This window comes from Oceanicola granulosus HTCC2516, assembly GCF_000153305.1.
Lineage (GTDB): Bacteria > Pseudomonadota > Alphaproteobacteria > Rhodobacterales > Rhodobacteraceae > Oceanicola > Oceanicola granulosus.
Genome location: NZ_CH724108.1, coordinates 346,382 through 372,251, shown reverse-complemented (window position 1 = coordinate 372,251; position 25,870 = coordinate 346,382). Strand labels below are relative to the sequence as shown.

At 70.3% G+C, this 25,870-nt stretch carries 27 protein-coding genes; 21 read left to right on the top strand and 6 right to left on the bottom strand.

The window, feature by feature from the left end; genetic code table 11:
- Nucleotides 1–87 precede the first annotated feature (87 nt).
- Nucleotides 88–507 carry a tellurite resistance TerB family protein gene (locus OG2516_RS14165; protein WP_007256393.1) on the bottom strand — a complete coding sequence of 140 codons (420 nt, stop codon included), beginning with the start codon at nt 505–507 and terminating at the stop codon, nt 88–90.
- A 123-nt stretch (nt 508–630) separates the two neighbouring features.
- On the opposite strand from OG2516_RS14165, the gene OG2516_RS14160 reads away from it, so the two are divergent.
- The gene (locus OG2516_RS14160; protein WP_007256392.1) at nt 631–2,205 is read left to right on the top strand and encodes a lysine--tRNA ligase; all 1,575 of its coding nucleotides are present in this window, start codon (nt 631–633) and stop codon (nt 2,203–2,205) included.
- Between the two features lie 111 nt (nt 2,206–2,316).
- Here OG2516_RS14160 and OG2516_RS14155 read toward each other — a convergent pair whose 3' ends face one another.
- Nucleotides 2,317–3,186 carry a CHAD domain-containing protein gene (locus OG2516_RS14155; RefSeq protein WP_007256391.1) on the bottom strand — a complete coding sequence of 290 codons (870 nt, stop codon included), beginning with the start codon at nt 3,184–3,186 and terminating at the stop codon, nt 2,317–2,319.
- Between the two features lie 97 nt (nt 3,187–3,283).
- Here OG2516_RS14155 and OG2516_RS14150 point away from each other — a divergent pair, with 97 nt between their 5' ends.
- The 8 genes from OG2516_RS14150 (at nt 3,284) to OG2516_RS14115 (ending at nt 8,974) form a co-directional block, all read left to right on the top strand.
- Complete coding sequence (locus OG2516_RS14150; protein ID WP_007256390.1) at nt 3,284–3,688, top strand: DUF4864 domain-containing protein; 405 nt, start codon at nt 3,284–3,286, stop codon at nt 3,686–3,688.
- A 99-nt stretch (nt 3,689–3,787) separates the two neighbouring features.
- Entirely contained in the window at nt 3,788–6,076 is a 2,289-nt protein-coding gene (locus OG2516_RS14145) for a glycosyl hydrolase family 28-related protein (protein WP_007256389.1), read from the top strand.
- An 81-nt stretch (nt 6,077–6,157) separates the two neighbouring features.
- The gene (locus tag OG2516_RS14140) at nt 6,158–6,760 is read left to right on the top strand and encodes an HD domain-containing protein (protein WP_007256388.1); all 603 of its coding nucleotides are present in this window, start codon (nt 6,158–6,160) and stop codon (nt 6,758–6,760) included.
- 5 nt (nt 6,761–6,765) lie between these two features.
- Nucleotides 6,766–7,161, top strand: a complete 396-nt coding sequence (locus OG2516_RS14135; RefSeq protein WP_050769174.1) for a lysozyme inhibitor LprI family protein — start codon at nt 6,766–6,768, stop codon at nt 7,159–7,161.
- 25 nt (nt 7,162–7,186) lie between these two features.
- Entirely contained in the window at nt 7,187–7,495 is a 309-nt protein-coding gene (locus OG2516_RS19085; protein WP_007256386.1) for a carboxymuconolactone decarboxylase family protein, read from the top strand.
- On the top strand, nt 7,492–7,797 hold the full coding sequence (locus OG2516_RS20460) for a hypothetical protein (RefSeq protein ID WP_007256385.1): 306 nt from the start codon (nt 7,492–7,494) through the stop codon (nt 7,795–7,797). Before OG2516_RS19085 ends, OG2516_RS20460 begins: the two co-directional genes overlap by 4 nt.
- Complete coding sequence (locus OG2516_RS14120; protein ID WP_007256384.1) at nt 7,794–8,306, top strand: GNAT family N-acetyltransferase; 513 nt, start codon at nt 7,794–7,796, stop codon at nt 8,304–8,306. The genes OG2516_RS20460 and OG2516_RS14120 overlap by 4 nt, the downstream gene beginning before the upstream one ends.
- A 71-nt stretch (nt 8,307–8,377) precedes the next feature.
- On the top strand, nt 8,378–8,974 hold the full coding sequence (locus OG2516_RS14115) for a hypothetical protein (protein ID WP_007256383.1): 597 nt from the start codon (nt 8,378–8,380) through the stop codon (nt 8,972–8,974).
- Nucleotides 8,975–9,177: 203 nt separating this feature from the next.
- Here OG2516_RS14115 and OG2516_RS14110 read toward each other — a convergent pair whose 3' ends face one another.
- The gene (locus tag OG2516_RS14110; RefSeq protein ID WP_007256382.1) at nt 9,178–9,750 is read right to left on the bottom strand and encodes a hemerythrin domain-containing protein; all 573 of its coding nucleotides are present in this window, start codon (nt 9,748–9,750) and stop codon (nt 9,178–9,180) included.
- Between the two features lie 257 nt (nt 9,751–10,007).
- On the opposite strand from OG2516_RS14110, the gene OG2516_RS14105 reads away from it, so the two are divergent.
- From OG2516_RS14105 to OG2516_RS14065, 9 genes are all read left to right on the top strand, one after another.
- Entirely contained in the window at nt 10,008–11,648 is a 1,641-nt protein-coding gene (locus OG2516_RS14105) for a peptide ABC transporter substrate-binding protein (protein ID WP_007256381.1), read from the top strand.
- Nucleotides 11,649–11,730: 82 nt separating this feature from the next.
- Nucleotides 11,731–12,654, top strand: coding sequence for an oligopeptide ABC transporter permease OppB (gene oppB, locus OG2516_RS14100; RefSeq protein WP_007256380.1), 924 nt, complete (start codon nt 11,731–11,733; stop codon nt 12,652–12,654).
- 11 nt (nt 12,655–12,665) lie between these two features.
- Nucleotides 12,666–13,595, top strand: coding sequence for an ABC transporter permease subunit (locus OG2516_RS14095; RefSeq protein ID WP_007256379.1), 930 nt, complete (start codon nt 12,666–12,668; stop codon nt 13,593–13,595).
- Between the two features lie 34 nt (nt 13,596–13,629).
- Nucleotides 13,630–14,601 (top strand): oligopeptide/dipeptide ABC transporter ATP-binding protein, encoded by a 972-nt coding sequence (locus tag OG2516_RS14090; protein ID WP_007256378.1) that lies wholly within the window; start codon nt 13,630–13,632, stop codon nt 14,599–14,601.
- Nucleotides 14,601–15,596 carry an oligopeptide/dipeptide ABC transporter ATP-binding protein gene (locus OG2516_RS14085; protein ID WP_007256377.1) on the top strand — a complete coding sequence of 332 codons (996 nt, stop codon included), beginning with the start codon at nt 14,601–14,603 and terminating at the stop codon, nt 15,594–15,596. Before OG2516_RS14090 ends, OG2516_RS14085 begins: the two co-directional genes overlap by 1 nt.
- A gap of 706 nt (nt 15,597–16,302) precedes the next feature.
- Nucleotides 16,303–17,112: a pyrroline-5-carboxylate reductase gene (gene proC / locus OG2516_RS14080; RefSeq protein ID WP_007256376.1), complete on the top strand. Its 810-nt coding sequence runs from the start codon at nt 16,303–16,305 to the stop codon at nt 17,110–17,112.
- Nucleotides 17,105–17,446 (top strand): tRNA-binding protein, encoded by a 342-nt coding sequence (locus OG2516_RS14075; RefSeq protein WP_007256375.1) that lies wholly within the window; start codon nt 17,105–17,107, stop codon nt 17,444–17,446. The genes proC and OG2516_RS14075 overlap by 8 nt, the downstream gene beginning before the upstream one ends.
- A complete protein-coding gene (locus tag OG2516_RS14070; protein ID WP_007256374.1) occupies nt 17,443–18,390 on the top strand; it encodes a 2-hydroxyacid dehydrogenase in 948 nt (315 codons plus the stop codon). Before OG2516_RS14075 ends, OG2516_RS14070 begins: the two co-directional genes overlap by 4 nt.
- 297 nt (nt 18,391–18,687) lie before the next feature.
- Nucleotides 18,688–19,824 (top strand): carboxylate-amine ligase, encoded by a 1,137-nt coding sequence (locus OG2516_RS14065; RefSeq protein WP_007256373.1) that lies wholly within the window; start codon nt 18,688–18,690, stop codon nt 19,822–19,824.
- Nucleotides 19,825–19,828: 4 nt separating this feature from the next.
- Here OG2516_RS14065 and OG2516_RS14060 read toward each other — a convergent pair whose 3' ends face one another.
- Entirely contained in the window at nt 19,829–20,269 is a 441-nt protein-coding gene (locus OG2516_RS14060) for a DUF1801 domain-containing protein (RefSeq protein WP_007256372.1), read from the bottom strand.
- A gap of 184 nt (nt 20,270–20,453) precedes the next feature.
- Here OG2516_RS14060 and OG2516_RS14055 point away from each other — a divergent pair, with 184 nt between their 5' ends.
- A complete protein-coding gene (locus OG2516_RS14055) occupies nt 20,454–21,968 on the top strand; it encodes an ATPase domain-containing protein (RefSeq protein WP_007256371.1) in 1,515 nt (504 codons plus the stop codon).
- Nucleotides 21,965–24,334 (top strand): hybrid sensor histidine kinase/response regulator, encoded by a 2,370-nt coding sequence (locus OG2516_RS14050; protein WP_007256370.1) that lies wholly within the window; start codon nt 21,965–21,967, stop codon nt 24,332–24,334. The genes OG2516_RS14055 and OG2516_RS14050 overlap by 4 nt, the downstream gene beginning before the upstream one ends.
- Here the strand turns inward: OG2516_RS14050 and OG2516_RS14045 are convergent.
- Nucleotides 24,331–25,272 (bottom strand): sensor histidine kinase, encoded by a 942-nt coding sequence (locus tag OG2516_RS14045; RefSeq protein WP_281004411.1) that lies wholly within the window; start codon nt 25,270–25,272, stop codon nt 24,331–24,333. The genes OG2516_RS14050 and OG2516_RS14045 overlap by 4 nt on opposite strands.
- 6 nt (nt 25,273–25,278) lie before the next feature.
- Nucleotides 25,279–25,446 carry a hypothetical protein gene (locus OG2516_RS20015; protein ID WP_007256368.1) on the bottom strand — a complete coding sequence of 56 codons (168 nt, stop codon included), beginning with the start codon at nt 25,444–25,446 and terminating at the stop codon, nt 25,279–25,281.
- A gap of 98 nt (nt 25,447–25,544) precedes the next feature.
- Between OG2516_RS20015 and OG2516_RS14040 the strand changes: the two genes are divergently transcribed.
- Nucleotides 25,545–25,870, top strand: a 326-nt coding sequence (locus OG2516_RS14040) for a saccharopine dehydrogenase NADP-binding domain-containing protein (protein WP_007256367.1), incomplete at its 3' end; no start/stop codon positions are given.

Sequence of the window (25,870 nt, the reverse complement as noted above, 5' to 3'; positions counted from 1 at the left end):
GCTTCAGCCCGGCGTGCGTTCGGCAGGGGCCGGGCTGAAGCCCGGCCTACGATCGGACGTCACGAGCAGCGCGCCGGGCGGCACGACCTACAGCGTCATGTGCCGCGCCCGGGCGCCGCGCTCGATGGCGGCGGCGTGCAGGCGGTCGATGTTGAGCTCGTAGCGGATCTCCTCGAGGATGCGCCCCTCGGACTGGCCGACGACGCCATCGGCGGCCGCCACGTCGCAGGCCAGCGCGTAGGCCGTCTCCCAGAGCTTGCGCGGCAGCGCCTCGCGCACGAGGCCGAACAGCGCGTCGAGCCCGTCCTCCTGCTCGAACAGGTCGAACACCACGTTAGCGACGCGCTTGATGTCATCGGGGTCGTAGTCGGAGAAGACCGGCAGGGTCTCGATCACGTTGCTGATCTGGATCAGCTCGGCGGTGCGGATGTTGTCGTCCGATGCGGAGGTCGTGATCATCAGGGCGACGAGGCAGTCCTGCGCCGTCAGCGGAGCGGGGTCGGTCATGCGATTGTCCTCAGTCCCTTGAGATGTCCCGTGGTGTCCAGGTCCCAACTTATTGACGCCCCACGCCCCCCGCAATAGGACGGCGCCGCCCGGACGGCCGGGCCCAACCCCTGTGAGGACGAGATGTCGAACCTGCGCGATGCCGCGATGAGCTCCAAGGCCTGGCCCTTCGAGGAAGCCCGCCGCCTGCTCAAACGGTACGAGGCCGACAAGGACCCCAAGGGCTACGTGCTGTTCGAGACGGGCTACGGCCCCTCCGGGCTGCCCCATATCGGCACCTTCGGCGAGGTGCTGCGCACCACGATGATCCGCCGCGCTTTCGAGGTGATCTCCGACGTGCCGACCCGGCTCATCTGCTTCTCCGACGACCTCGACGGGATGCGCAAGGTGCCGGGCAACGTCCCCGACCCCGAGGCGCTGCGCGCGCACGAGCAGAAGCCGCTCACCAGCGTGCCCGACCCGTTCGGCACCCACGACAGCTTCGGCGACCACAACAACGCCATGCTGCGCCGCTTCCTCGACACGTTCGGCTTCGAGTACGAGTTCTACTCGGCGACCGAGTTCTACCGCTCGGGCCGGTTCGACGCGGTGCTCAAGCGCGCGGTCGAGCGCTACGACGACATCATGGCGGTGATGCTGAAGAGCTTGCGCGACGAGCGGGCGCAGACCTACTCGATCTTCCTGCCGATCCACCCCGAGACGGGCCGCGTGCTCTACGTGCCGATGAAGGCGGTGAACGCCGCCGACCACACCATCGCCTTCGACGACGAGGACGGGCGGGAATGGACGCTGCCGGTCACCGGCGGCAACGTCAAGCTGCAGTGGAAGCCCGATTTCGGCGCCCGCTGGGCCGCGCTCGGCGTCGATTTCGAGATGTACGGCAAGGACCACAGCACCAACACGCCGATCTACGACCGGATCTGCGAGATCCTCGGCGGCCGCAAGCCGGAGCACTTCACCTACGAGCTGTTCCTCGACGACAAGGGGCAGAAGATCTCGAAGTCGAAGGGCAACGGGCTCAGCATCGACGAGTGGCTCACCTATGCCAGCACCGAGAGCCTGAGCTACTACATGTTCCTCAAGCCGAAGACGGCGAAGCGGCTGCATTTCGACGTGATCCCGAAGGCGGTGGACGAGTACCACCAGCAGCTGCGCGCCTATGCCGACCAGGACGCGGCGGCGCGGCTGGCGAACCCGGTGTTCCACATCCACGGCCACAACGTGCCGGCCTCGACGATGGTCGTGAGCTTCTCGATGCTGCTCAACCTCGCCTCGGTGGCGGGCGCCGAGGACAAGGAGACGCTCTGGGGCTTCATCCGCCGCTACGCCCCCGAGGCGAGCCCGGAGGCCAATCCCGACCTCGACGCCGCGGCCGGGTTCGCGGTGCGCTATTACCAGGATTTCGTCAAGCCGACCAAGGAGTTCCGCGCCCCGACCGAGCAGGAGCGGGCGGCGCTCGCCGATCTGCGCGACCGGCTCGCGGGCTGGGACGGCGGGACGGATGCCGAGGAGCTGCAGTCGATGGTCTTCGCGGTCGGCAAGGCGCACGGCTTCGAGCCGCTGCGGGCGTGGTTCTCGGCGCTCTACGAGGTGCTGCTGGGGGCGAAGCAGGGCCCGCGCTTCGGCGGGTTCGTGGCGCTGTACGGGATCGACAACACCGTGGCGCTGATCGACGGCGCCCTGCGTCAGCCGGGCTGAATATCTCGTGTAGGCCGGGCTTCAGCCCGGCTTGCGCGGGGTGTCGGGCTGAAGCCCGGCCTACGGCCGGTGTCGCAAGCAGTAAGCCGGGCTTCAGCCCGGCCCGCCGCCTCACTCTCGCCAGACCCCGTACCACTTCCCCCACCGCTTCACGAAGGTCCCCGGCTTGTCCGCATACACGCGGGCCCCCAGCGTGAGCGCCTCCGTGTCGAGGCGGGCGCGTTCGGTGGTGAGGGTTTCGCGAAGGGCCGTGCGGGCCCCGGCGTCGAGCGGGCCGTCCTCGACATGCGGGGCGAAGGTGTCGAGGTCGTGGCGCTCGCCGAGCAGGCTGGCGAGGCGACTGAGCTCCCTGGCCCGCGCGCGCAGCGGTCCGGGCCACAGCGGGCGCAGCAGGCGGGCGTGGGCGCGATGGTCCTTCACGCGCTTGCGCAGGTCGTGAAAGTGCTCTTCCGAGCTCTCCTTGCGCGCCGTCTTCAACGCCTTACGCCCCTTCTTGTACGATTTGTGCAAGCCCGGCGCGACGGCCTCCCACCCCACCTCGGCCAGCTCCCAGTCGGCGGCCGCCCTGCGCACCGACTCCAGCGCGCTGCGGAAGGTGGCGATGCGATCGCGCACCTCGTCGCGCCTCGCGGCGGCGTCGCGGGCGTCGGCGAGCACGCGGCGCAGGCCGGCGAGGTCCGGCGCGCCGTCGAGCGCGGCGAGGCGGTCGAGCGTCTCCACCGCCGCCTGCCGGTCGCGGAAGTCGGAGACGAGGCGGGCGGCGTCGCGCAAGTAGCCGTTCTCGGCGTCGAACCCGTCGAAGCCGCCGCGCACCAGCCGCAGCAGCGCGCGCACCCGCTTCACCCGCTTGCGCCCGCCGTGAACCGCCTCGTGCGGGTCGTCGCCCTCCAGCGCCTCCACGCCGGCGGCGAGCTGCTCGCCCGCGACCCGGCGCAGGAATGCCGCCATCGTGGGATCGGACTCGGTCAGCCGGTAGGTCATGAGCGGAGAACACGTCTCCGACAGATCCGTTCCTGAAACCTTTCCGCCGGGTCATCCGTGGCTAGCTCATGCCGCATCCAAGCCCCGGGAGCCCGCCATGCGCCACCTTCTCTTCGCCCTCCTCCTCGCCGTCGCCCCGCTCGCCGCCCGCGCGCAGGACGCGCCGCAGCAGATACAGGACGTGATCGCCAGCCAGCTCGACGCCTTCAACGATCGCGACGTCGGCATCGCCTGGAGCTATGCCAGTCCGATGATCCAGGGCCTGTTCGGCAATCCTTCGAACTTCGCGATGATGGTCGAGAACGGCTACCCGATGGTCTGGAGCAACAGCGAGCCGCGCTTTCTCGAGCTCGAGCCCTTCGGGAATGGCTTCCTGCAGAAGGTGCTCGTGAAGGACGCCGAGGGGGTGATCCACGTACTCGCCTACAAGATGATCGAGACCGCCGACGGCTGGCGCATCGACGGGGTGTCGCTGATCCCCGCGCCCGACGTCGGCGTCTGATCCCCCGGCGCAACGGGCGCCGTCACGGTGGTGTCGGCGTCCGTTAAGGCATTTGCGCTACCCCTTTCCGCCGGAGATGCGCGGCAAAGGGGACGACAGATGAACAAGGCGATCACCGACGGACTGGTCTTCATGCCGCCACCCTTCTCGGCGGGGCTCGACACGTGGAGCGCGGGCGACGGCACCCCCGGCGGCGACACCTACGACACGCTCGGCAGCGGCAGCTACATCGCCGCCGACGCCAATTTCGCCGGCTGCCTCGAGGTGGTGAAGACGGAGACGGTCCAGCGGGTGCGCCATACCGGACAGACGCCGATCCTGCCGGGCTGCTACCTGCGGGTGCGGGCACGGGTCAAGGCGGTGGGCGGGGCGCTGCCGGCGGTGCGCATCGCCGGCCGGGCGGGCACGGCGGGCAACGCCCACCTCGACGGGGTCGGCGAGACCGGCCCGAGCGTGCAGCTCACCGCCTTCGGCGAGGTGGTGGAGGTCGACGCCATCGTCGGCACCGGCGCGCGGCAGGGCGTCGACATGGTCTGGACCGGCGCGCTCTACGGCCATTTCGGCCTCGACATCACCGGCCCCAACGGCGCGGTCGTGCGCATCGACGATCTCGAGATCGAGGACGTCACCCACGTCTTCCTGCGCGACCTGATGGCGATCGTCGACGTGCGCGACTACGGCGCGCTCGGCGACGGGGTGACGGACGATTCCGCCGCCTTCGAGGCCGCCGACGCCGACGCGGGCGACCGGACGGTGCACGTCCCCGCCGGGTCCTACTGGCTCGCCGACCACGTCACGATGGAGAGCCGGGTGAGCTTCGAGGGGACCGTCGCGATGCCGACGGACAAGACGTTCATCCTGCAGAAGAACTTCGACTACAACGCCTACCTGCAGGCGTTCAAGGACGAGCAGGAGGCGTTCAGGAAGGCGTTCCAGGCGCTGCTGAACTTCTCCGACCACGAGAGCCTCGACCTCTGCGGCCGGCGCATCGCGCTGTTCGAGCCGTGCGACATGCAGGCCGCCGAGGGGGTGCTGACCTCGTTCGCCCAGCGCCGGGTGATCCGCAACGGCCAGCTCCTCGCCGCCTCCACCGGCGACTGGGCGACCGGCAGCGTCACCGCGACGGCCTCCTATGCCGCCTCCAGCTCGCTGAAGCTGAAGAACGTGCAGAACGTCTCGGCGATCGAGGTCGGCAGCCTCGTCACCGGTTCGGGCGTGGGCCGCGAGGTCTACGTCGCCGCGCGCGACGTGGGCAAGCAGGAGGTGACCCTGACCAAGCCGCTCTACGGGGCGGCCGCGAGCCAGAGCTACACCTTCAAGCGCTTCCGCTACCTGCTCGACTTCTCGGGCTTCGCGAGCCTCAACTATCTCGAGCTCGAGAGCCTCGAGATCCAGTGCCAGGGCTACTCGAGCGGCATCATGCTGCCGCGCGACGGGCTGGCGCTGCAGGTCAGGAACTGCACGATCCTCAAGCCGAAGGACCGCGGCATCACCTCGGCGGGCGCCGGCTGCCAGGGGCTGCAGATCGACGGCTGCCAGTTCCGCTCCAACGAAAGCTCGAAGCTCGTGCCCCAGCGCCAGAGCATCGCGTTCAACACCAACGCCAACGACGTCAAGATCCGCAACAACCGCGCCCTGCACTTCCGCCACTTCGCCGTCATCGGCGGCACCGGCACGACCATCGTGGGCAACCACTACTTCATGGGCGACAGCGCCGTCGACGGGGTCCGCAAGGGCGGCATCGTGCTGACCACGCCGAACGTGCAGACGGTGTTCACCGGCAACTACATCGACAACAACTTCATCGAGTGGACCAACGAGCACGACGCGACGCCGGACTACGCCAACCAGTATTCCTTCGGCAGCCTGTCGATCACCGGCAACCACTTCGTCTGCAACGACGTCGCGCCGTGGTTCCACTGGATCGTCGTCAAGCCCTTCGGCGCGGGCCACTTCATCCACGGGCTGTCGGTGGTGGGCAACGTGTTCCGAGCGCTCAACGGCAGCATCGGCAAGGTCGAGGACATCGACACCACCCACGCCGACCTCAACCAGTCGCGGATGCGCAACGTCAAATTCCGCGGCAACGTCTACCACGGGGTGGACGACGAGACGATGAACCCGGTGAGCCTGCTCCACGAGCGCAGCACCCCGGCGAAGAACTGGATCATCGGCGCGCACAACTACCTCCCGTTCCGGGGCCGGCCGCGCAAGGTGGAGAGCGTGATCTCCGAGGGGCGCATCCTCAACGCGGCGGGGGAGACGAACTTCGGCCACTTCTACGTCAACCCCGACTACGACCAGTCCGGCGAGACCTTCCGGATCGTCTGGAGCGAGCAGGTGACGGGCAAGGTCCGCTGCATGGTGCGGATGGACAACCCGATCTGAGGCGGGCGGGCGCGCACACTTCACCCTTGCGCAGGGGCTCCGGCCCCGCAAGGGTGGAGGCTCCGGACAGGAGTTTTCGCGATGCAACCGCTCCGAGACGTTCCCGCCGGCGGCCCCTCCGCCGACACCCCCGCCGACATCGCCGCCGCCGCCCTGCTCGCGGCGCGGGCGCATCTGGGGCAGGTGCGCAAGGGCGCGGGACAGGTGCCGTATATCCACCACCCGCTCGAGGTCGCGGACCTCGTGGGGGCCGACGGCGCGGGCGCGCCGGTGATCGTGGCGGCCTTGTTGCACGACGTGGTAGAGGACACCGAGATCGCGCGCGCCGACATCGCCGCGCGCTTCGGCAGCGAGGTCGCCGCGCTGGTGGACGCGCTGACCGACGATCCCGCCTGGGCCGGCCTGCCCCGCCCCGCGCGCAAGGCGCGGCAGGCCGAGGAGATGCCCTCCGCGCCGCCCGAGGCCCGCCGCATCAAGATCGCCGACCAGATCAGCAACCTGCGCGACATCGCCCGCGCGCCCGAGGCGTGGGATCCGGCCGAGGCCGTCACCTACATCGACAACGCCGAGCGTGTCGTCGACGCCTGCCGGGGCGTGTCGCCCGGACTCGAGGCGCTGTTCGACGCCGCCGCCGCCGAGGCGATGCAGAAGATCCCGCCCTCTTCCCCCGCCGGCAAGGAGTGACGCCGATGATCCCCGAGAGCCTGTCAGCCATGTGCCGGAGGTTGGGTCCGCCGGCCCTCGCGCTCGCCCTGCTGGCGGCCGCGCCCGCGAGCGCGCAGAACTGCGACAGCGCCGAGCAGACGCAGCTCGAGATGAACAACTGCGCCGCCGCCTTCTATGCCGATGCCGACGCCGACCTCAACGCGGTCTGGCCCGAGGCGATGGCCGCCGCCCGCGCCGCCGGGGCCGGCGACGAGCTGCTCGCCGCGCAACGCGCGTGGCTCGCCTTCCGCGACGCCGCCTGCACCGCCGAGGCGGCGATTTTCGCCGGCGGCTCGATCGCGCCGATGGTCCACGCCGACTGCCTCACCCGCCTCACCCAGACCCGCCGCGACGACCTTTACGCGATGCTGATGCCCTGATCGCCCCTGCCAGAAGGGCCGACCCATGCGCCAAGCCTGCATCACCGACGGCGTCCAACGCTCCATGCTCTCGCGCCGCTGCAGCGTCGACATCAAGGCGGGGCCGCGAAGGCGGGCGATCCGTCCCACCGGGCTCGAGGCGACCTCGGAGCGGTTGCAGCAGGTGATGGCGTCCGGCGCCCTCGACCCGCTGGCGAAAGAGCTTATCTACATCGCTGTCTCCACCGCCAACGGCTGCAGGTACTGCATCCACTCCCACACCGCCGCCGCCAGGACCAAGGGGATGAGCGAGGTCTTCGACGACGGCGCGTCGCCCCCAGGAAGCACCACATGAACGCCGAACAGATGATTACCCTCTCCACCGCCTGGATGCGGCTGTGGACCGACGCCAACGCCGTCATCCTCTACCGCATGGCCGGCTTTTCGGGCCTCGCCCGCAGCGCGCCCGACGAGTTCGCGCGGATGTGGACCGAGAAGCCGCCCGCCTTCGTCGAGGCCGCTCTCGCCGCCTCGCAGGCGACGATGGCCGGGCAGCGGCCCGACCAGATCGCGCTCGCCGCGCTGGCGCCGGTCGAGCGCGCGGCGAAGGCCAACTCGCGCCGGCTGGGGGCCGCGTCGCGGCGCAGGAGCCGGTGAGCACGGGGGTCGAAGTCCGGCCCGTGGCCGATGCCGACGACGCCCGCATTGTCGCCGAGCTGGTCTGGGAGTTCTTCGACTTCCTCCGGGTACGCTACCCGGAACAGCACGCGCTGATCGACGACTACCTGATCGACCAGGACGTCGCGGGCGAGCTGGCGCGGCTGGAGACCGACCTCGCCCCCGCAGGCGGCGCCTGCCTGCTGGGCTTCGCCGACGGCGCGCCGGCGGGCACGCTGATGATGAAGCGGGTGACGCCCGGGCTCTGCGAGATGAACCGGATGTACGTCCGCCCCGCCGCCCGCCGGCGCGGGCTGGGGCGGGCGCTCGCGGAGGCGCTGTTCGACGCCGCTCGCGCGAAGGGTTTCCGCGAAATGCGCCTCAACGCGCTCGACCGCCACGTCGAGGCGCTGCCGCTCTACGCCGCGCTCGGCTTCGGCCCGGACCCGGAGCCGACGGAGTACGCGCGGACGCATCCCGGCGTCATCTCGCTGCGCCGGACGCTCTGAGGGCGGGCTTGCCGCGGCGTCACCCCTGCGCCATGCTTGCCCTCTCCGCCCCTGCCCGAAAGGCCTCCGCCATGCTCCGCCTCCCCCTTGCGGCCCTGCTCGCCGCAACCGCCGCCCTGCCCGCCCTCGCGCAGCCGGAGTGCCCCACGCGCGCCGACATCGACGGCGGCATCCGGCTCGACATGGGAGACGGCGTGGTGGAGACGTACCGCCCGCTCAGGCCAGGCGTGATCCGTGTCACCGGCGAGGAGGCGGGCGGCGAGACCTACCGCATCGACCTCGCCAAGGGCCTCTACACGCTGGCGTTCCAGGACGTCTACGACGGCCGCCCCGACCCCGCCGCCCGCACCACCCACGCCTTCGAGATGCGCCCCGAGAACATGCCCGACCCGGCCCCCGGCAGCCGCGTCAGCCTCGACGTGGTGACGGTGGATTTCGGAGAGTTCCTGGCCGAGACGGAGCACTACGACTCGGGCCCGCTGAGCGAGGTCACCATCGGCACCTGCCGCTACGACGCCTTCGAGGTGGTGGCGCGCTACTCGGAGGAGCCGGGGTACGAGGACGGGTTCCTGTACCTGCCCGAGCTGGGGATCAGCTACCTCGCCTGGTGGCGTGAGGGCTCCGAGCGCGAGGACCTGCCGGTGGTGTCGATCGCGGCGGTGCGGTGAGGGGGGGCCGGGCTGAAGCCCGGCCTACGGCGAGTACGGAGCTCGGACGATGTGTAGGCCGGGCCTCAGCCCGGCACCGGGTCGGACGCCCGGCAAGAGCCCCGTAGGCCGGGCTTCAGCCCGGCACACCGTCGGCCGCGGGGCGACACCCGACGACTTATGGTGCTCCCGCCCCGCGCCGGGCTGGAGCCCGGCCTGCGGGCCTACTGGGGGAGGGCGTCGCTGCCGTACTTGAGGATGACGGGCACCACGAGCTCTTCCTCGTCGACCAGGTGGCGGTCGAGGAGACCGGTGAGGCGGGCGAGTTCGGCGTGGAAGGCGCCGGCGCCGTCGCGGAAGGTGCTTTCGGGGGCGCGGATGGCGCCGTTGGCGGCCTCGACGAAGCTCGCGAGATGGTCGTCGAGGGCGTGGTGGTCGCGGTCGAGGATGTCGAAGCCCGACGCCACCCGCGCGTCCTGGCGCTGCAGGACCGGGAAGTAGTGGACGTCCTCGATCTGGTGATGCCCGTGCAGCCCCTGGACGAACATGCCCCCCGTCCGCGACAGCCGCGCGGCGAAGCGGCGCGGGTCGAGCGCCCCGTCAAGCGCCTGCTCGGCGTCGGCGCTCATCGCGGCCAGCGCCTCGCGGAACATCATGTGCCGCTCGAGCCAGAACTCCACCAGCCCGCGGAAGTTGGGATCCGCCGCCCAGCCCTCGCGCGGGTAGGCCGCCAGCAGCACCCGCAGCGCCTCGGGCAGACCCTCCCTCGCCGCCAGATCCAGGCCGTCATCGTCCATGTCTCGTCCTCCGACGTCTCACCCCGCCTCGGGGCCGCGCAATGATTCGACCGCCGAAGCGTGTCGACTTGATCGTTTCGTCCGCCCGGCAGCGGCTTTGGGCAATGCTGAGTTGTGTCGTCGGGTCACGGATTCAAATCACTTGCATCTGTTCCTGCGATTTCGAAGAGTTGGCGCACCAGCCTGTGCCAGCGAGAACGGGGCACGGGACAAAGGTGCTGTTCGTAAAACGAACGGCAGAAAGGGAGACTCACATAATGAAAATGACATCCGCACTCAAGGCCACCACGGCCGCGCTGCTCGTCGCCACCGGCGGCATGGCGTATGCCGAGAGCCACGCCATGACGGGGCCGAACGGCGAGGCGCTGGCCGAGAACCAGACCTTCACCTACCGGGTGCTCGACGAATTCCCGTCGATCGACCCCAACCTCATCGAGGACGTCGAAGGCTCCGCCATCGCGCGCAACCTCTTCGAGGGTCTGATGAGCGAGGACGCCCAGGGCGAGCTCGTTCCCGGTGTCGCGACCGACTTCGAAGTGTCCGACGACGGCATGACCTACACGTTCAACCTGCGCGACAACGCGATGTGGTCGAACGGTGAGCCGGTCACCGCCAGCGACTTCGTCTATTCCTGGCGCCGCGCGGCCGATCCGGCCACCGCGTCCGAGTACCAGTGGTACATGGGCCTGATGAAGATCGAGAACATCGAGGAAGTGATCGCCGGCGAGATGTCGCCCGAGGAGCTCGGTGTCACCGCGATCGACGACCACACGCTCGAGGTCCGGCTGACCGAGCCGCTGCCCTACTTCGCCCAGATGGTCACCCACGCCACCACCTTCCCGGTGCCGCAGTCGGTGATCGAGGAGCACGGCGACGCCTGGACCCAGCCCGGCAACATGGTCGGCAACGGCGCCTACGTCCTCGCCGAGCGCGTGCCCCAGGAGTACATCACGCTCACCAAGAACGAGAACTACTGGGACGCCGAGAACGTCATCATCGAAGAGGTGACTGCGCTCATCATCAACGACGAGAACGCCGCCCTGACCCGCTGGGAAGCCGGCGAGTTCGACCAGACCGACGTTCCGGCCGGCCAGTTCCCGCGCCTGGCGGAAGAGTACGGCGAAGAGGCCGTGTCGGTGCCGAACCTGTGCACCTACTACTACAACGTCAACGTCGAGTCCGGCATGGAAGCCATGAAGGACCCGAACGTGCGCAAGGCCCTCAGCCTCGCCATCGACCGGGACGTGATCGTCAACAACGTCACCGCTTCGGGCCAGGTGCCCGCGTTCTCGCTGACGCCGCCCTACACCGCGGGCTTCGAGACGCCGGAGATCGACGTCGCGGGCATGACGCAGGAAGAGCGCAACGAGATGGCGAAGGAGCTGATGGCCGAGGCGGGCTACGGCCCCGACGGCGAGTCGCTCACGGTTCCGATCATCTACAACACGTCCGACTCGCACCGCTCCGTCGCGGTGGCCATCGGTCAGATGTGGAAGCAGACGCTCGGCGTCGAGACCACGCTCGACAACCAGGAGTGGCAGACCTACCTGACCACCCGTGGTGAGGGCGACTACGAGGGCGTCGCGCGGGCCGGCTGGTGCGCCGACTACAACGAGGCCTCCTCGTTCCTCGACATCATGCAGTCCGACTCGGGCTACAACGACTCCGGTTGGTCGAACTCCGAGTACGACCAGCTGATGGCCGAGGCGCCGACGGCGAACGATCCGAACGCGCTGTACCAGCAGGCCGAGCAACTGATCGTGGAAGAGCAGCCGATCCTGCCGATCTACTTCTACGCGACCGCCTTCATGCTCGACGACACCATCAAGGGCTGGCCCCTCGAGAACCCGTCGGACACCTGGTACGCCAAGGACCTCTACCGCGTCGCGGAAGAGTAACTCCGACAGCAGACCTCACGCTCGCGTCCCCTGAAAAGGGGGCGCGAGCCCTTGGCATTTTCAAAGGCCAGAGCCCCGTCCCATGTTCAGCTTCATCGCCCGCCGCCTCCTCGTCGCGGTCCCGACACTTCTCATCCTGATCGTGATCTCGTTCGTGCTGATGTTCGCGGCGCCCGGGGGTCCGTTCAACAGCGAGCGGCCGCTGCCGCCGCAGGTGCTCGCCAACATCGAGCAGCGCTACGGGCTCGACCAGCCCTACTGGAAGCAGATGGTCGACTACGTCTGGGCGGTCGTGACCCGCTTCGACTTCGGTCCCTCGTTCCAGTACCGCGACCGCTCGGTCAACGACATCATCGCCCAGGGCTTCCCGGTGACGCTGACCTACGGCTTCTGGTCGGCCGTCGTCGCCGTGGTCGTCGGCGTCAGCATCGGCATCATCGCCGCGATCCGCCAGAACACCTGGGCCGACTACACCGCCGTCGGCTTCTCCATCGGCGCGCAGGCGCTGCCGAACTTCGTCATGGCGCCGATCCTCGTTATCATCTTCACCCTGTGGCTCGGCTGGCTGCCCGGCGGCGGCTGGCGCGGGGGGCAGATCGAGTACGTCATCATGCCGGTGATCGCGCTCTCCACCTCCTACATGGCCTCGCTGGCGCGGATCACCCGCAGCTCGATGCTCGAGGTGCTGAACTCCAACTTCATCCGCACCGCCCGCGCCAAGGGCCTGCCGATGCGCCGCGTGGTGCTGCGCCACGCGCTCAAGCCGGCGCTGCTGCCGGTGATCTCCTACCTCGGCCCCGCCTTCGTCGGCATGATCACCGGCTCGGTCGTCGTCGACGTGGCCTTCTCGACGGGGGGCATCGGGCAGTTCTTCGTCAATTCCGCCTTCAACCGCGACTACGCGGTGATCATGGGCATCACCATCCTGTTCGGGATGCTGACCATCAGCTTCAACCTGATCGTCGACATCCTCTACGCCTGGATCGACCCGAAGATCCGGTATTGAGGAGCTAACGGATGAGCAAGCACGCCAACCCCGACGCCGACATCCTCCAGGAGATCCAGCTCACCTCCGAGGTGCGCGGCCGGTCGCTCTGGCAGAACGCCGTCAGCCGGTTCTTCCGCAACAAGGCCGCCGTGGCGGGCCTCGTGGTGCTGATCTTCGTCTGCCTGTTCGCGCTCTTCGGCGGGCTGATCGCCCAGTACGAGCCCGACTACGTGGATTTCTCGCTGATGGGTGCGAACTCCTACATGGGCACGCCCTCGCTGGAGAACGGGCACTATTTCGGCGTCGACTACGACGGCCGCGACCTGTTCGCGCGCACCGTCATGGGCACCCGCATCTCGCTGCTCGTCGGCATCGTCGGCGCGCTGGTGGCGGTGATCGTGGGCACGCTCTACGGCGCCACCGCGGGCTATATCGGCGGCAAGACCGACGGGATCATGATGCGCACCGTCGACATCCTGATGTCGATCCCGTTCATGTTCGTGCTGATTCTGATGCTGGTGATCTTCGGCCGGTCGATGTTCATGCTGTTCCTCGGCATCGGGCTGATCTCCTGGCTCGACATGAGCCGGATCGCGCGCGGCCAGACGCTGTCGATCAAGAACAAGGAGTTCGTCGAGGCCGCCATCGCCACCGGGGTGCGACCGCTGACGATCATCGTGCGCCACATCGTGCCGAACCTTCTCGGCATCGTGATCGTCTATTCCACGCTGCTGGTGCCGCAGATGATTATCTTCGAGAGCTTCATCTCCTATCTCGGCCTCGGCATCCAGGAGCCCAACACCTCGCTCGGCGCGCTGATCAACCAGGGCTCGGAGCAGCTCAACAACGGCACCATGTGGATGCTCGGCTATCCGCTCGCCTTCTTCCTCATCACGCTGTTCGCCTTCTTCTTCGTCGGCGACGGCCTGCGCGACGCGCTCGATCCCAAGGATCGCTGACGCGACCGCCCCAGACCTGACCAAGGAGTGCTGCATGGCGCTGCTCGAAATCGACGACCTGTCCGTCACCTTCCAGACCGGCGACGGCGAAGTGAACGCCGTGAACGGCGTCAGCTTCGACGTGGACGCCCGCGAGACCCTCGCCATCGTCGGCGAGAGCGGCTCGGGCAAGTCGCAGACCGCCTTCGCCATCATGGGCCTGCTCGCCGCCAACGGCCGCGCCTCGGGCTCGGTGCGCTTCGACGGGACCGACCTGCTCAAGCTCAAGCCCAAGGAGCTCAACCGGATCCGCAGCCGCAAGATCGGCATGATCTTCCAGGACCCGATGACCTCGCTGAACCCCTATCTGCGGGTATCGGACCAGATGGCCGAGGTGCTCCAGCTGCACCAGAGCATGTCGAAGAAGGAGGCCGTCAACGAGGCGGTGCGGATGCTCGACGCGGTGCGCATCCCCGACGCGCGCTCGCGGGTGTCGATGTACCCGCACGAGTTCTCGGGCGGCATGCGCCAGCGGATCATGATCGCGATGGCGCTGCTCTGCCGGCCGCAGCTGCTGATCGCCGACGAGCCGACCACCGCGCTCGACGTGACGGTGCAGGCCCAGATCCTCGCGCTGCTCGCCGAGATCCGGCGCGAGTTCGGCACCGCGATCATCCTGATCACCCACGACCTCGGCATCGTCGCCGACGCCTGCGACCGGACGCTGGTGATGTATGGCGGCCAGATCATGGAGACCGGCGGCACCGAGCCCGTCTTCGCCGAGCCGACCCACCCCTACACCAAGGGCCTGCTGCAGGCGGTGCCGCGGCTCGACCGCGACGACGAGACGCTGCGCACCATTGCCGGCGAGCCGCCCGACATGAGCCGGCTGCCGCAGGGCTGCCCCTTCACCCCCCGCTGCCCCTACCGGCGCGATGTCTGCCCCGACGTGAAGCCGCCGCTCGCGCCCTTCGCCGAGGATCGCTTCCGCGCCTGCCACGCGCCCGTCGAGGAGGTCGTGTCCTGATGCCCATCCTCTCCGTCCAGGACCTCCAGGTCGTCTTCGACATCAAGCAGCGCGGCGCCTGGCCGTGGACCCCACCGCTCAAGCTGCACGCCGTCGGCGGCGTCTCCTTCGACGTCGAGCAGGGCCAGACCCTCGGCCTCGTCGGCGAGAGCGGCTCGGGCAAGTCGACCGTCGCCCGGGCCATCGTCGGCACCGTGCCCGTCACCGGCGGGCGGATCGACTTCGACGGCAACGACCTGGCGCACATGTCCGTCTCCGAGCGCCGGCGCCACCGCAAGGACGTCCAGATGGTCTTCCAGGACCCTCTGGCCGCGCTCAACCCGCGCATGACCGTCGGCGAGATCGTCGCCGAGCCGCTGGTGACGCACTATCCCGAGACGAAGAAGGCCGAGGTGAAGAAGCGCGTCGGCGAGATCATGGAGCGGGTCGGCCTGCTGCCGAACCTGGTGAATCGCTACCCGCACGAGTTCTCCGGCGGCCAGTGCCAGCGCATCGGCATCGCCCGCGCGCTGATCCTGCGCCCGAAGCTGCTGATCTGCGACGAGCCGGTGTCGGCGCTCGACGTGTCGGTGCAGGCGCAGGTGGTCAACCTGCTCAAGGAGCTGCAGCGCGACATGGGGCTGAGCATGATCTTCATCGCCCACGACCTGTCGGTGGTGAAGCACATCTCCGACCAGGTCGTCGTGATGTACCTCGGCAACGTGATGGAGGCCGGCGCGGTCGACGAGATCACCAAGACCCCGCGCCACCCCTACACCCAGGCGCTGATCTCCTCGGTTCCGATCCCCGACCCGGTCCTCGAGAAGCAGCGCCCGCGCCCGATCCTCGAGGGCGAACTGCCCTCGCCGCTGGCCCCGCCCTCGGGCTGCGTGTTCCGCACCCGCTGCCCCAAGGCGCAGCCGGACTGCTCCGTCGAGAAGGACCGCCGCCAGTTCGTCGACGGCGTCCGCGTCGACTGCCCGTACTACGAGGCGATGGACGCGCTGGCGGTGTAGGCGGGGCTCGCTCCTCCGTCTGCCTGCGGCCCTCTCCCGCGCCCGGCTCAGCTCTGACTTCCGCCCCGGAGCGGAGCGCAAGCCGCGCCCTCGACGGGCCGCGGTCCGGCGATCCACCGGTCGTGGTAGGCGCTTTATGCCCGAAGCTGCCGCAATTGCTCTGAACGATGCGCCGCCGGCTAGCGTTCGCCGGGCCGAGGGGGCGGCCCGGCGAGGGCGCGGCGGCCTTCGGCCTTGTCGCGCGCCCGGCACGGCTCGGACCTCCCCCCGGAGCGGAGCGCAAGCCGTGCCCTCGCCGGGCCGCGGTTCGGCGATCCACCGGTCGTGGTAGGCGCTTTATGTCCGAAACTGCCGCAGTAGCCTCGAGCGGCGCGCTGACGGCAAACGTTCGCCGGGCCGTGGGTGCGGCCCGGCGAGGGCGCGGCGGCCTTCGGCCTTGTCCCGCGCCCGGCACGGCACGCCCGTCGCCTCGAAGCAAAGCGCAAGCCGCGTCCTCGCCGGGCCGCGGACAGGCGATCCACCGGTCGTGGTAGGCGCTTTATGCCCGAAGCTGCCGCAGTAGCCTCGAGCGGCGCGCTGACGGTCAACGCTCGCCGGGCCGTGGGGGCGGCCCGGCGAGGGCGCGGCGGCCTGCGGCCTTGTCCCGCGCCCGGCGCGGCTCCCCACCCGCTTGCATCCCCGCGCGCGCTGGCCGATGGTCCGCCGCATGGACATGAACGACGTGAAGACCCGGGGCCTCGTGCTGCTCGGCTGTGGCAAGATGGGGTCGGCCATGCTCGCGGGCTGGCTCAGGGGCGGCCTGCCCCCCGAGGCGGTGTGGGTCATCGACCCGAAGCCCTCCGACTGGCTGCAGGCCCAGGGCGTCAACCTCAACGCCGGCCTTCCCCCCTCCCCCGCGATCCTGCTCGTGGCGGTCAAGCCGCAGATGATGGACGACGCCCTCGGCGCCGCCGAGATCGACGCGCGCACCCTCGTCGTCTCGGTCGCCGCCGGCACCCTGCTGGCGCGCTTCGAGGCGACCTTCGGCGCCGACACCCCCGTCGTGCGCGCGATGCCCAACACTCCCGCCGCCGTCGGCCGGGGCATCACCGCGCTGATCGGCAACGCCGCCGCGAACGACGACCACCTCGCGCTCGCCGAGGCGCTGCTGTCGGCGGTCGGTCAGACGGTGCGGCTCGAGAGCGAGAGCCAGATGGACGCCGTCACCGCCGTCTCGGGCTCGGGGCCGGCCTACGTCTTCCACCTGATCGAGACCCTCGCCGCCGCGGGCGAGGCCGAGGGCCTGTCGCCCGAGCTCGCCATGCAGCTCGCCCGCGCCACCGTGGGCGGGGCCGGTCAGCTCGCCGAGGATGCCGACGAGACGCCGGGCCAGCTCCGCATCAACGTCACCTCGCCCAACGGCACCACCCAGGCCGCGCTCGAGGTGCTGATGGACGCCGAGAGCGGCTTTCCGGCGCTCCTGCGCCGGGCCGTTCACGCCGCCGCGGAGCGCAGCCGGGAGCTCGGCCGTGGCTGACCAGATCACCTTCGACGACTTCCTCGCGGTCGACATCCGCGTCGGCCGCATCCTGCGGGCCGAGCCCTATCCGGAGGCGCGTAAGCCCGCGATCAAGCTCTGGATCGACTTCGGCCCCGAGCTCGGCGAGAAGCGCTCCTCGGCCCAGATCACCGCCCATTACACCCCCGACGACCTGCCCGGCCGCAACGTGCTCGCCGTCGTCAACTTCCCGCCCCGCCAGATCGGCAAGTTCATGTCCGAGGTGCTCGTGCTCGGGCTGGCGGACGCGAACGGCGACGTCGTCCTCGTCGCGCCCGACCAGGATATCGCACCCGGAGGCCGCCTGCATTGAAGACACTGTTCATCAGCCGCACGCCGCTCGACCCGGTCGTCGAGGCGGCGCGCGAGAGCTTCGACGTCACCCTCGGCGACGCCGTGCTCGACGAGGCCGGCGCGACGCGGGTGCTCGAGACCTACGACGTCGCGATCCCGACGATCGGCGACGCCTTCACCGCCGCCGCCTTCGACGCGGCGGGCGAGATCCGCTGCCGGATGCTCGCCAATTTCGGCGTCGGCTACAGCCATATCGACGTCGAGGCCGCGCGCCGCCACGGCGTCACCGTCTCCAACACGCCCGACGTGCTCACCGACGCCACCGCCGACATCGGCCTGACCCTGCTGCTCGCCACCGCGCGCCGCGCCGGCGAGGGCGAGCGGCTGCTGCGGGCGGGCAAGTGGGGCGGCTTCGGGCCGCAGGCGACGCTCGGCACCCACGTCACGGGCAAGGTCGTCGGCATCGTCGGCATGGGCCGGATCGGGCAGGCCGTGGCGCGGCGCTGCCACTACGGCTTCGGCATGGAGGTGCTCTACCACAACCGCTCGCCCAAGGACGCGGGCCTGCCGGCGCGGCAGGTGGGGAGCCTCGCCGAGCTGATGGGCGCGGCGGACTTCGTCGTGGTCACCGTCCCCGGCGGGGCGGCGACGACAGGCCTGATCGACGCGGCGGCGCTCGCGGCGATGAAGCCGGAGGGCATTCTCGTCAACATCGCGCGCGGCGAGGTGGTGGATGAGGACGCGCTGATCGACGCCCTCGAACGCGGCGCCATCGCCGGCGCCGGTCTCGACGTCTACACCCACGAGCCGCACGTCCCCGAGCGCCTGCGCGCGCTGGAGAACTGCGTGCTGCTCCCCCATCTCGGCAGCGCCACCCGCGAGACCCGCATCGCCATGGGCCTGATGGCCGTCGACAACGCCCGCGCGTTCGCCGAAGGCCGCGACCCGCCCCAGGCGGTCTGAGGCACGGCGGATCCGTCCAGTACCGCCCGGCCACAGGCCGGGCAGCGCCGTCCCGCCCCCACGGGGCGGCGCTACTGGCGATGATGGTGCAGGGCAATGCGTCGCTGGGAGGACGCCCCGCTCCGCCCGTCCCCGCCCCGCGGGACGGCGCTGCCCGGCCCTGCGGCCCTACCCGCCCCCGCGTCCCGCCGTAGGCCGGGCTTCAGCCCGGCCTCCGCCCGGATGTTGAACCCAATCCAACCCCGCCGGGTTGTCCCGCCGCGGACCTGACACCGCACGAGCAACGGGAGCCGGATCATGTACAGCACCCCGCCCTTCACGCTGGGGATCGAGGAGGAATACCTCGTCGTCGACCGCGACAGCATGGAGCTGCGCGCCGTGCCGGAGACGATGCTCGCCGCCGCCAAGGAGCGGCTGCACGACCATGTCAGCCCCGAGATGCGGGACTGCATGATCGAGATCGGCACCCCCGTCTGCACCGACATCGGCGAGGCACGCGGCCACCTGCGCGAGCTGCGCCGCGCGCTCGCCGACATCGCCGAGGGCCACGGCCTCGCGATCGTCGCCGCCTCCTGCCACCCGTTCGGCAACCCCGAGGCGCACTCGACCGGGAAGGGCCAGCGCTACGACGACATCGCCCACGACATCGGCGGGCTGGCCAGGCGGCTGATGACCTGCGGGATGCACGTCCATGTGGGCTGCGGCGAGGACGACGAACTGCGCATGGACCTGATGCGCCAGATCGGGTGGTTCCTGCCGCTGGTGCTGGGTCTGTCGGCCTCGTCGCCCTACTGGAAGGGCGAAGACACGCAGCTCGCCTCGTGGCGGCTGTCGGTGTTCTCCAGCCTCCCCCGCGCCGGGCTGCCGCCGGAGTTCGACAGCTGGGCCGCCTACCGTCGCGCCGTCGACATCATGGTCAATGCCGGGGTGATCGAGGACGCCACCAAGATCTGGTGGGACGTGCGCCCGTCCGAGGCGTGGCCGACCCTCGAGGTGCGCATCGCCGACGTGATGCCGCGGCTCGAGGAGGCGCTGTCGGTGGCGGCGCTGGTCCAGTCGGCGATGCGGATGCTGTGGCGGCTCAAGAGCCGGCACATGCGCTGGCGGGTCTACGACCGGGTGCTGATCGAGGAGAACCGCTGGCGCGCCGAGCGCTACGGCACCGAGGCGACGCTGATCGACGTCGCCACGGGCGAGCTCGCGCCGCTGTCCGACCTGCTGCGCGAGGTGATGGAGCTGATGGAGGCCGACGCCGCCGTGCTGGGCTGCGGCACCGAGCTGCGGCGCTGCCTCGACATCGCCAACGAGGGCGGCAGCGCGGCGCGGCAGCGCCGGCTCGTCGCGGCGGCGGAGGCGGACGGTGCGGAGCGGCCCGAGGCGCTGCGGATGCTGCTGCGCGCGCTCGCCGACGAGTTCGTCGCCGACCTCGACTGACGCCTCAGAGCGTCCAGCCCGGCAGCGCGGAAGCCTGACGGATCCAGTCGGTCATCTGCCCGGGCTCGAGGCCCGGCTCCTGGTAGATGTCGATCCAGCGGCTCTCGCCGCTCTTGGGTGTGCCGCCGGGCGGCATGGGGTCGAGGTGGATGCCGTTCAGGAAGGTCACCTTCAGGTAGCGCGCGAACACGTGGTAGGAGACGAACCACCCCTGCCCCGGCCGCCCGTAGAACGGCGAGTTCCACCGCACCGCCTTCTCCACGTCCGGCACCGTCTCGACGATCAGCGCGTCGAGGCGGCGGCCGAGGTCGCTCTGCCAGCCGGGCATGGCGGCGATGTAGGTCTGCACCGGGCCGTCGCCGTCGCCCTTGGGGATCTGCGGGTTGCCGCCGGAGAGGCGGACGATCCCGTCCGGCCCCGGCTTCAGGTCGGGCTTCTTTGCCATCGCTCGGTCCTCCTCCAGCCGCTCGTCGCCACACCTTCGGACCGCGGCGCCGAATCGGCAAGCCCGGACGCGGAGCGGGGTGTCCGCGCCGCCCCTCCTGGACGAGATTGAATTTGCGGCCGCCCGCGTTACCTGCGAGACGAATGGGACCGCCTCAGGCGTGTCCCGCACCCATGGACGATCGATGACCGACAGCACCGCCCCACCGACTGACCGAGCCAGCACCGGCACCGCTGGCCTCGACGCCATCCTCTGCGGCGGCCTCACACCGCACCGCCTCTACCTGCTCGAGGGCACGCCCGGGTCGGGCAAGACGACCCAAGCGATGAAGTTCCTGATGGCCGGCCGCGACGCGGGCGAGCGCGGGCTCTACATCACCCTCAGCGAGACCGAGGACGAGCTGCGCGCCGTGGCGCGGTCGCACGACTGGTCGCTCGAGGGGATCGAGCTGTTCGAGATGGTCGCCGCCGACGACTTCGGCAGCGACAACGAGCAAAGCCTGCTGCACCCGAGCGAGGTCGAGCTCGGCGAGACGGTGCGCGGGGTCATGCAGCGCGTCGAGACGTCGGACCCGGCGCGGGTGGTGCTCGACAGCCTGTCCGAGTTGCGGCTGCTGGCGCAGAACCCGCTGCGCTACCGCCGCCAGATCCTCGCGCTCAAGCACTTCTTCACCAAGCGCAACTGCACCGTCTTCGTGCTCGACGATTGCAGCGCCGAGCCGGGCAACCTGCATCTGCACTCGATCGCCCACGGGGTCATCTCGCTCGAGCAGTTCGCCAGCGACTTCGGCTCCGAGCGGCGGCGGCTGCGGGTGGTGAAGATGCGCGGGCTGCAATACCGCGGCGGATACCACGACTTCACAATCGAGCGCGGCGGGCCGGAGGTCTACCCGCGGCTGATCGCCGCCGAACACCGCCGCGACTTCTCCGCCGAGGCGGTCACGACCGGACTGCCGAGGCTCGACAAGCTGCTCGGCGGCGGGCTCGTGCCCGGCACCAACGCGCTGCTCACCGGCCCGGCCGGCGTGGGCAAGACGACCACCGTCGTGCGCGCCGTGCTGGCGGCGCTCGAACGGGGCGAGCGGGCGGCGTACTTCCTCTTCGACGAACGCCTGGCGACGCTGATCGCCCGCTCGCGGGCGCTCGGGATGGACCTCGAACCCTACATCGAGAGCGGCCAGCTGCAGCTGCGCCAGATCGATCCGGCAGAGCTGTCGCCCGGACAGTTCGCGATGGCGATCCGCGTGGCGGTCGAGCGCGACGACGCGAGCGTCGTGGCGATCGACAGCCTCAACGCCTACCTGCAGGCGATGCCGAGCGACAATTTCCTCGTGCTCCAGATGCACGAGCTGCTGAGCTACCTCGCCCAGCAGGGGGTGGTGTCGCTGCTGATCCTCGGCCAGCACGGGATCGCGGGCGAGCTGCATTCCGACCTCGATCTCAGCTACCTCGCCGACACGGTGATGCTGCTGCGCTTCTTCGAGGCCCACGGCGCGGTGAGGAAGTCTATCTCGGTGGTGAAGACCCGCACTTCCGACCACGAGCGCACGATCCGCGAGTTCCGCATCGACGCGGAGGGCATCGTCATCGGCCAGCCGCTGCGCGAGTTCAGCGGCCTGCTCTCGGGCAACCCGAACTTCGCGCCCGGCGACGCCGAGGCGCTGCTGCCGCGGCGCGGCATCGACGGCGACGCGCAGTGACGCTCGACATCGAAGAGGCCCCGCGGCCCGAGTGGAGCGGCATCGACCCGCGCGGCGCCGTCGCCATCCTCGCGCCGCACGGGCGCGACGCGGCGGTGGCGAAGGAGCTGCTGCGCGGCGAGAAGCTCGACACCCTCGCCGCCGCCTCGCTCGCAGAGCTCGCCGCGCTGGTGGAGCGCCAGATCGGCGCGGTGCTGGTGACCGAGGAAGCCTTGATCGGGCCGGGCTCGGAGGTGCTGAGCGCGGCGCTCGAGGCGCAGCCGACCTGGTCGGACGTCCCCTTCATCGTGCTGGCCAACGGCTCCCCCGGCGCCCGTTCGAGCCACGCCCGCAGCCGGATGGACCAGCTCGGCAACGCGGTGCTGCTGTCGCGCCCGCTCCACGTTGAGGAGCTGCTGCGCGCGGTGCGCTCGGCCCTCACGGCCCGGCGGCGTCAGCACGAGGCCCGCGAGCGGCTGGAAGAGCTGCAGCTGCGCGAGCGCCAGCTGCGCGACAGCGAGGCCAAGTTCAACGCCATCGCGAACTCCGTCGACCACATGATCTGGACGACCCTGCCCGACGGCTACCACGACTACTACAACGACCGCTGGTACGAGTTTACCGGCGTCCCCGTCGGCTCGACGGACGGCGAGGCGTGGAACGGCATGTTCCACCCCGACGACCAGGAGCGCGCCTGGGCCACGTGGCGTCACTCGCTCGCCACCGGCGCGCCCTACGAGATCGAGTACCGCCTGCGCCACCGCTCGGGCGAGTACCGCTGGGTGCTGGGCCGCGCGCACGCGGTGCGCGACGCCGCCGGCGAGATCCGGCGCTGGTACGGCTCGTGCACCGACATCCACGACGAGGTGCTGCACCGCGAGGCCCGGGTCAGCGACCTGACCCAGCAGCGTGACCGCGCCTGGAACCTGTCGCTCGACCTGATGATGGTGGCGACGGTGGAGGGCGAGATCGTCACCCTCAACGCCGCCTGGACGCGCATCCTCGGCTGGCCCGTGGACGAGCTCGACAGCGCCCGCCTCGGCGAGCTGATCCACCCCGACGACCTCCCCACCACCGCCGCCGTCTTCGAGCAGTTGCGCGAGCGTCCGCTGATCGAGCCCTACGAGTACCGCATCCGGGCGCGCGACGGCAGCTACCGCTGGTTCGCCTGGACCGGCTCGACCCACGAGGGCCGCGTCTATGCCGCCGGGCGCGACGTGACCGAGCGCAAGGCCAAGGACGCGGCGCTGCAGGCCACCGAGGCCGCCCTGCGCCAGAGCCAGAAGCTCGACATGATCGGCCAGCTCACCGGCGGCGTCGCGCACGACTTCAACAACCTGCTCATGGCGATTCGCTCGAGCCTCGAGCTGCTGCGCCGCCGCCTGCCCTCCGACGAGCAGACCCGGCGCTACCTCGACAACGCGATCCGCGCCACCAGCCGCGGCGCCGGACTGACCCAGCGGATGCTCGCCTTCGCGCGCAAGCAGGACCTGCGCTCCGACGCCGTCGACGTCGGCGCCCTCTTGCCCGACCTGCGCGAGCTGCTGCAGCGCTCGCTCGGGCCGCAGGTGGAGATCGTGATCGAGGTGGCCGAGGAGCTGCCGGCGGCGGAGGTCGACCTCAACCAGCTCGAGATGGCGATCCTGAACCTCGCCGTGAACGCCCGCGACGCGATGGACGGCGACGGCCAGCTCACGCTGCGCGCCGAGCCCCTCACCGCGCAGGACGACCCCGATCTCACACCCGGCGACTACGTCCGGATTACCGTGCGCGACACCGGCAGCGGCATGGATGCCGAGACGCTGGCGCAGGCGATGGAGCCGTTCTTCACCACCAAGGGCGTCGGCAAGGGCACCGGGCTCGGCCTGTCGATGGTGCACGGCCTCGCCAAGCAGTCGGGCGGCACCTTCCGCATGGACAGCGCGCCCGGCGCGGGCACGGCGGCGATGCTCTACCTGCCGGTCGCGCAGGCCGCCGGGGCCGATGAGCCGGCGGCCGATGCCGCGCCGGCCCCCGAGCCCGAGCGGGCGCACAAGGAGCGGCTGACGATCGTCGCCGTCGACGACGACGTGCTCGTCTCGATGGGGACCGTGGGGCTGCTCGAGGATCTCGGCCACGAGGTCATCGAGTGCCATTCCGGCAAGGAGGCGCTGGCCGCGCTGGCGGAGCGCGACGACGTCGATCTGCTCATCACCGACCACGCGATGCCCCGGATGACGGGGGTGGAGCTGGCCCGCGAGGTGCGCGCGCTGCGCCCGGACCTGCCGATCATCCTCGCCACCGGCTACGCCGACATGCCCGCGGGGGGCGCCGACTACATCACCGCGCGGCTGGAGAAACCCTTCTCCGACAGCGCGCTGGCCGACCTCCTGGCGGAGCTGACCTAGACCTGCGGGTCGAAGCGGACCTCGCAGCGCAAGCCCTCGGGCGGAAACCGGAAGTCGATCCGCGCGCCGTCGCTGCCGAGCACCATGCGGATCATCCGCGTCCCGAAGCCGATCCGCGTCGGCTCCTGCACGATCGGGCCGCCGTGCTCGGACCAGATGAGCCGCAGCTTGCCCGCGTCGCCCGGTTCGGGGGCGCAGGTGATCTCCACGTGGCCACCCGGCACCGACAGCGCGCCGTACTTGAGCGCGTTCGTCACCAGCTCGTGGAACGCCATCGACAGCCCCATCGTGCGCTGCGACGACAGCGCCACGTTGGGCGCGTCGTAGCGCAGCCGCCCCGGCCCGCCCGCCGCGCGCTGCGCGAAGGTCAGCAGCTCGTGCAGCCCGACGCTCTCCCAGTTCTCGCGAAACAGCGCGTCGTGAGCATGGGAGAGCGCGTGCAGGCGGTCGACGAAAGCGCTCTTGTCGGGCTCGGAGAGCGTCTGGCGGGCCATGCCGGTGACGATGCCGAGGGTGTTCTTCAGCCGGTGGCGCATCTCGTCGACCACCACCTCGAGCCGCCGCGCCACCGCCTTGCGCTCGGTGATGTCGCGCAGCACGACCGACCAGTCCGTTTTGGCCTGCCGCCGCTTGGCCTGCCGGATCGGCGCGAGCGTCACCTCGTATTCCCGGTCGTTGCCGTCGAGCGCCTCGAACACCATCTCGGGCGCGTCCCGGCAATGCCGGCGCCCCTCCTCGAACCAGTCCGGGTGCCCGTCGAAGTGGACGATCTCCGTCACCGGCCGCCCGATCACCTCGTCCACGCGCCGGCCGAAATGCCGCTCCGCCCCGCTGTTCCACCGCCGGATGCCGCCGTCGGGATCGAGGCGCAGGATCGGGTTGGGCGAGCTGCGGATGATCGCGGCGAGCTCGTCGGCCTCGCGCCGAGCCTGGCGCAGTTCCTCCTAGTAGCTGCGCCGCTCGCGCGCGTCGAAGAAGGTGTAGTCCACCCGCGTCAGCGTCCCGTCCGCCGCTTGCCGCGCCTTCCCGCTCAGCAGCACCGGCAGGGTCGAGCCGTCGGTGACCTCGAGCATGCAGGAGATCTCGCGCACATGCCCCTGCAGCCGCATCATCCTACGGCGGCCCCTCGCCGGGCGGGGCGACGGCACCCGCCCGGTTCACAAGCCCGCCGCCTTTGCCTATGAGGCTCCGATCGCATGGGAGACGCTGGATGACTGAGACGCATGGCAAGTACGGCCGCATCGACGGGCCGGTGGTGATGATCGGCTTCGGCTCGATCGGGCAGGGGACGTTGCCGCTGATCCTGCGCCACTTCGACCTCGACCCCGGCGCGCTCCCCGTCGTCGAGCCCAGCACGGCCAAGGCCGAGGCGCTCGCTGCGCAGGGCATCCGCCACGTCGCCGAGGCGGTGACGCGGGAGAGTTACCGCGAGCTGCTCGGCGGGCTGCTCGAGCCGGGGCGGGGCTTCTGCGTCAACCTCAGCGTCGACACCTCCTCGCTCGACCTGATCCGCTTCTGCCGCGAGATCGATGTCCC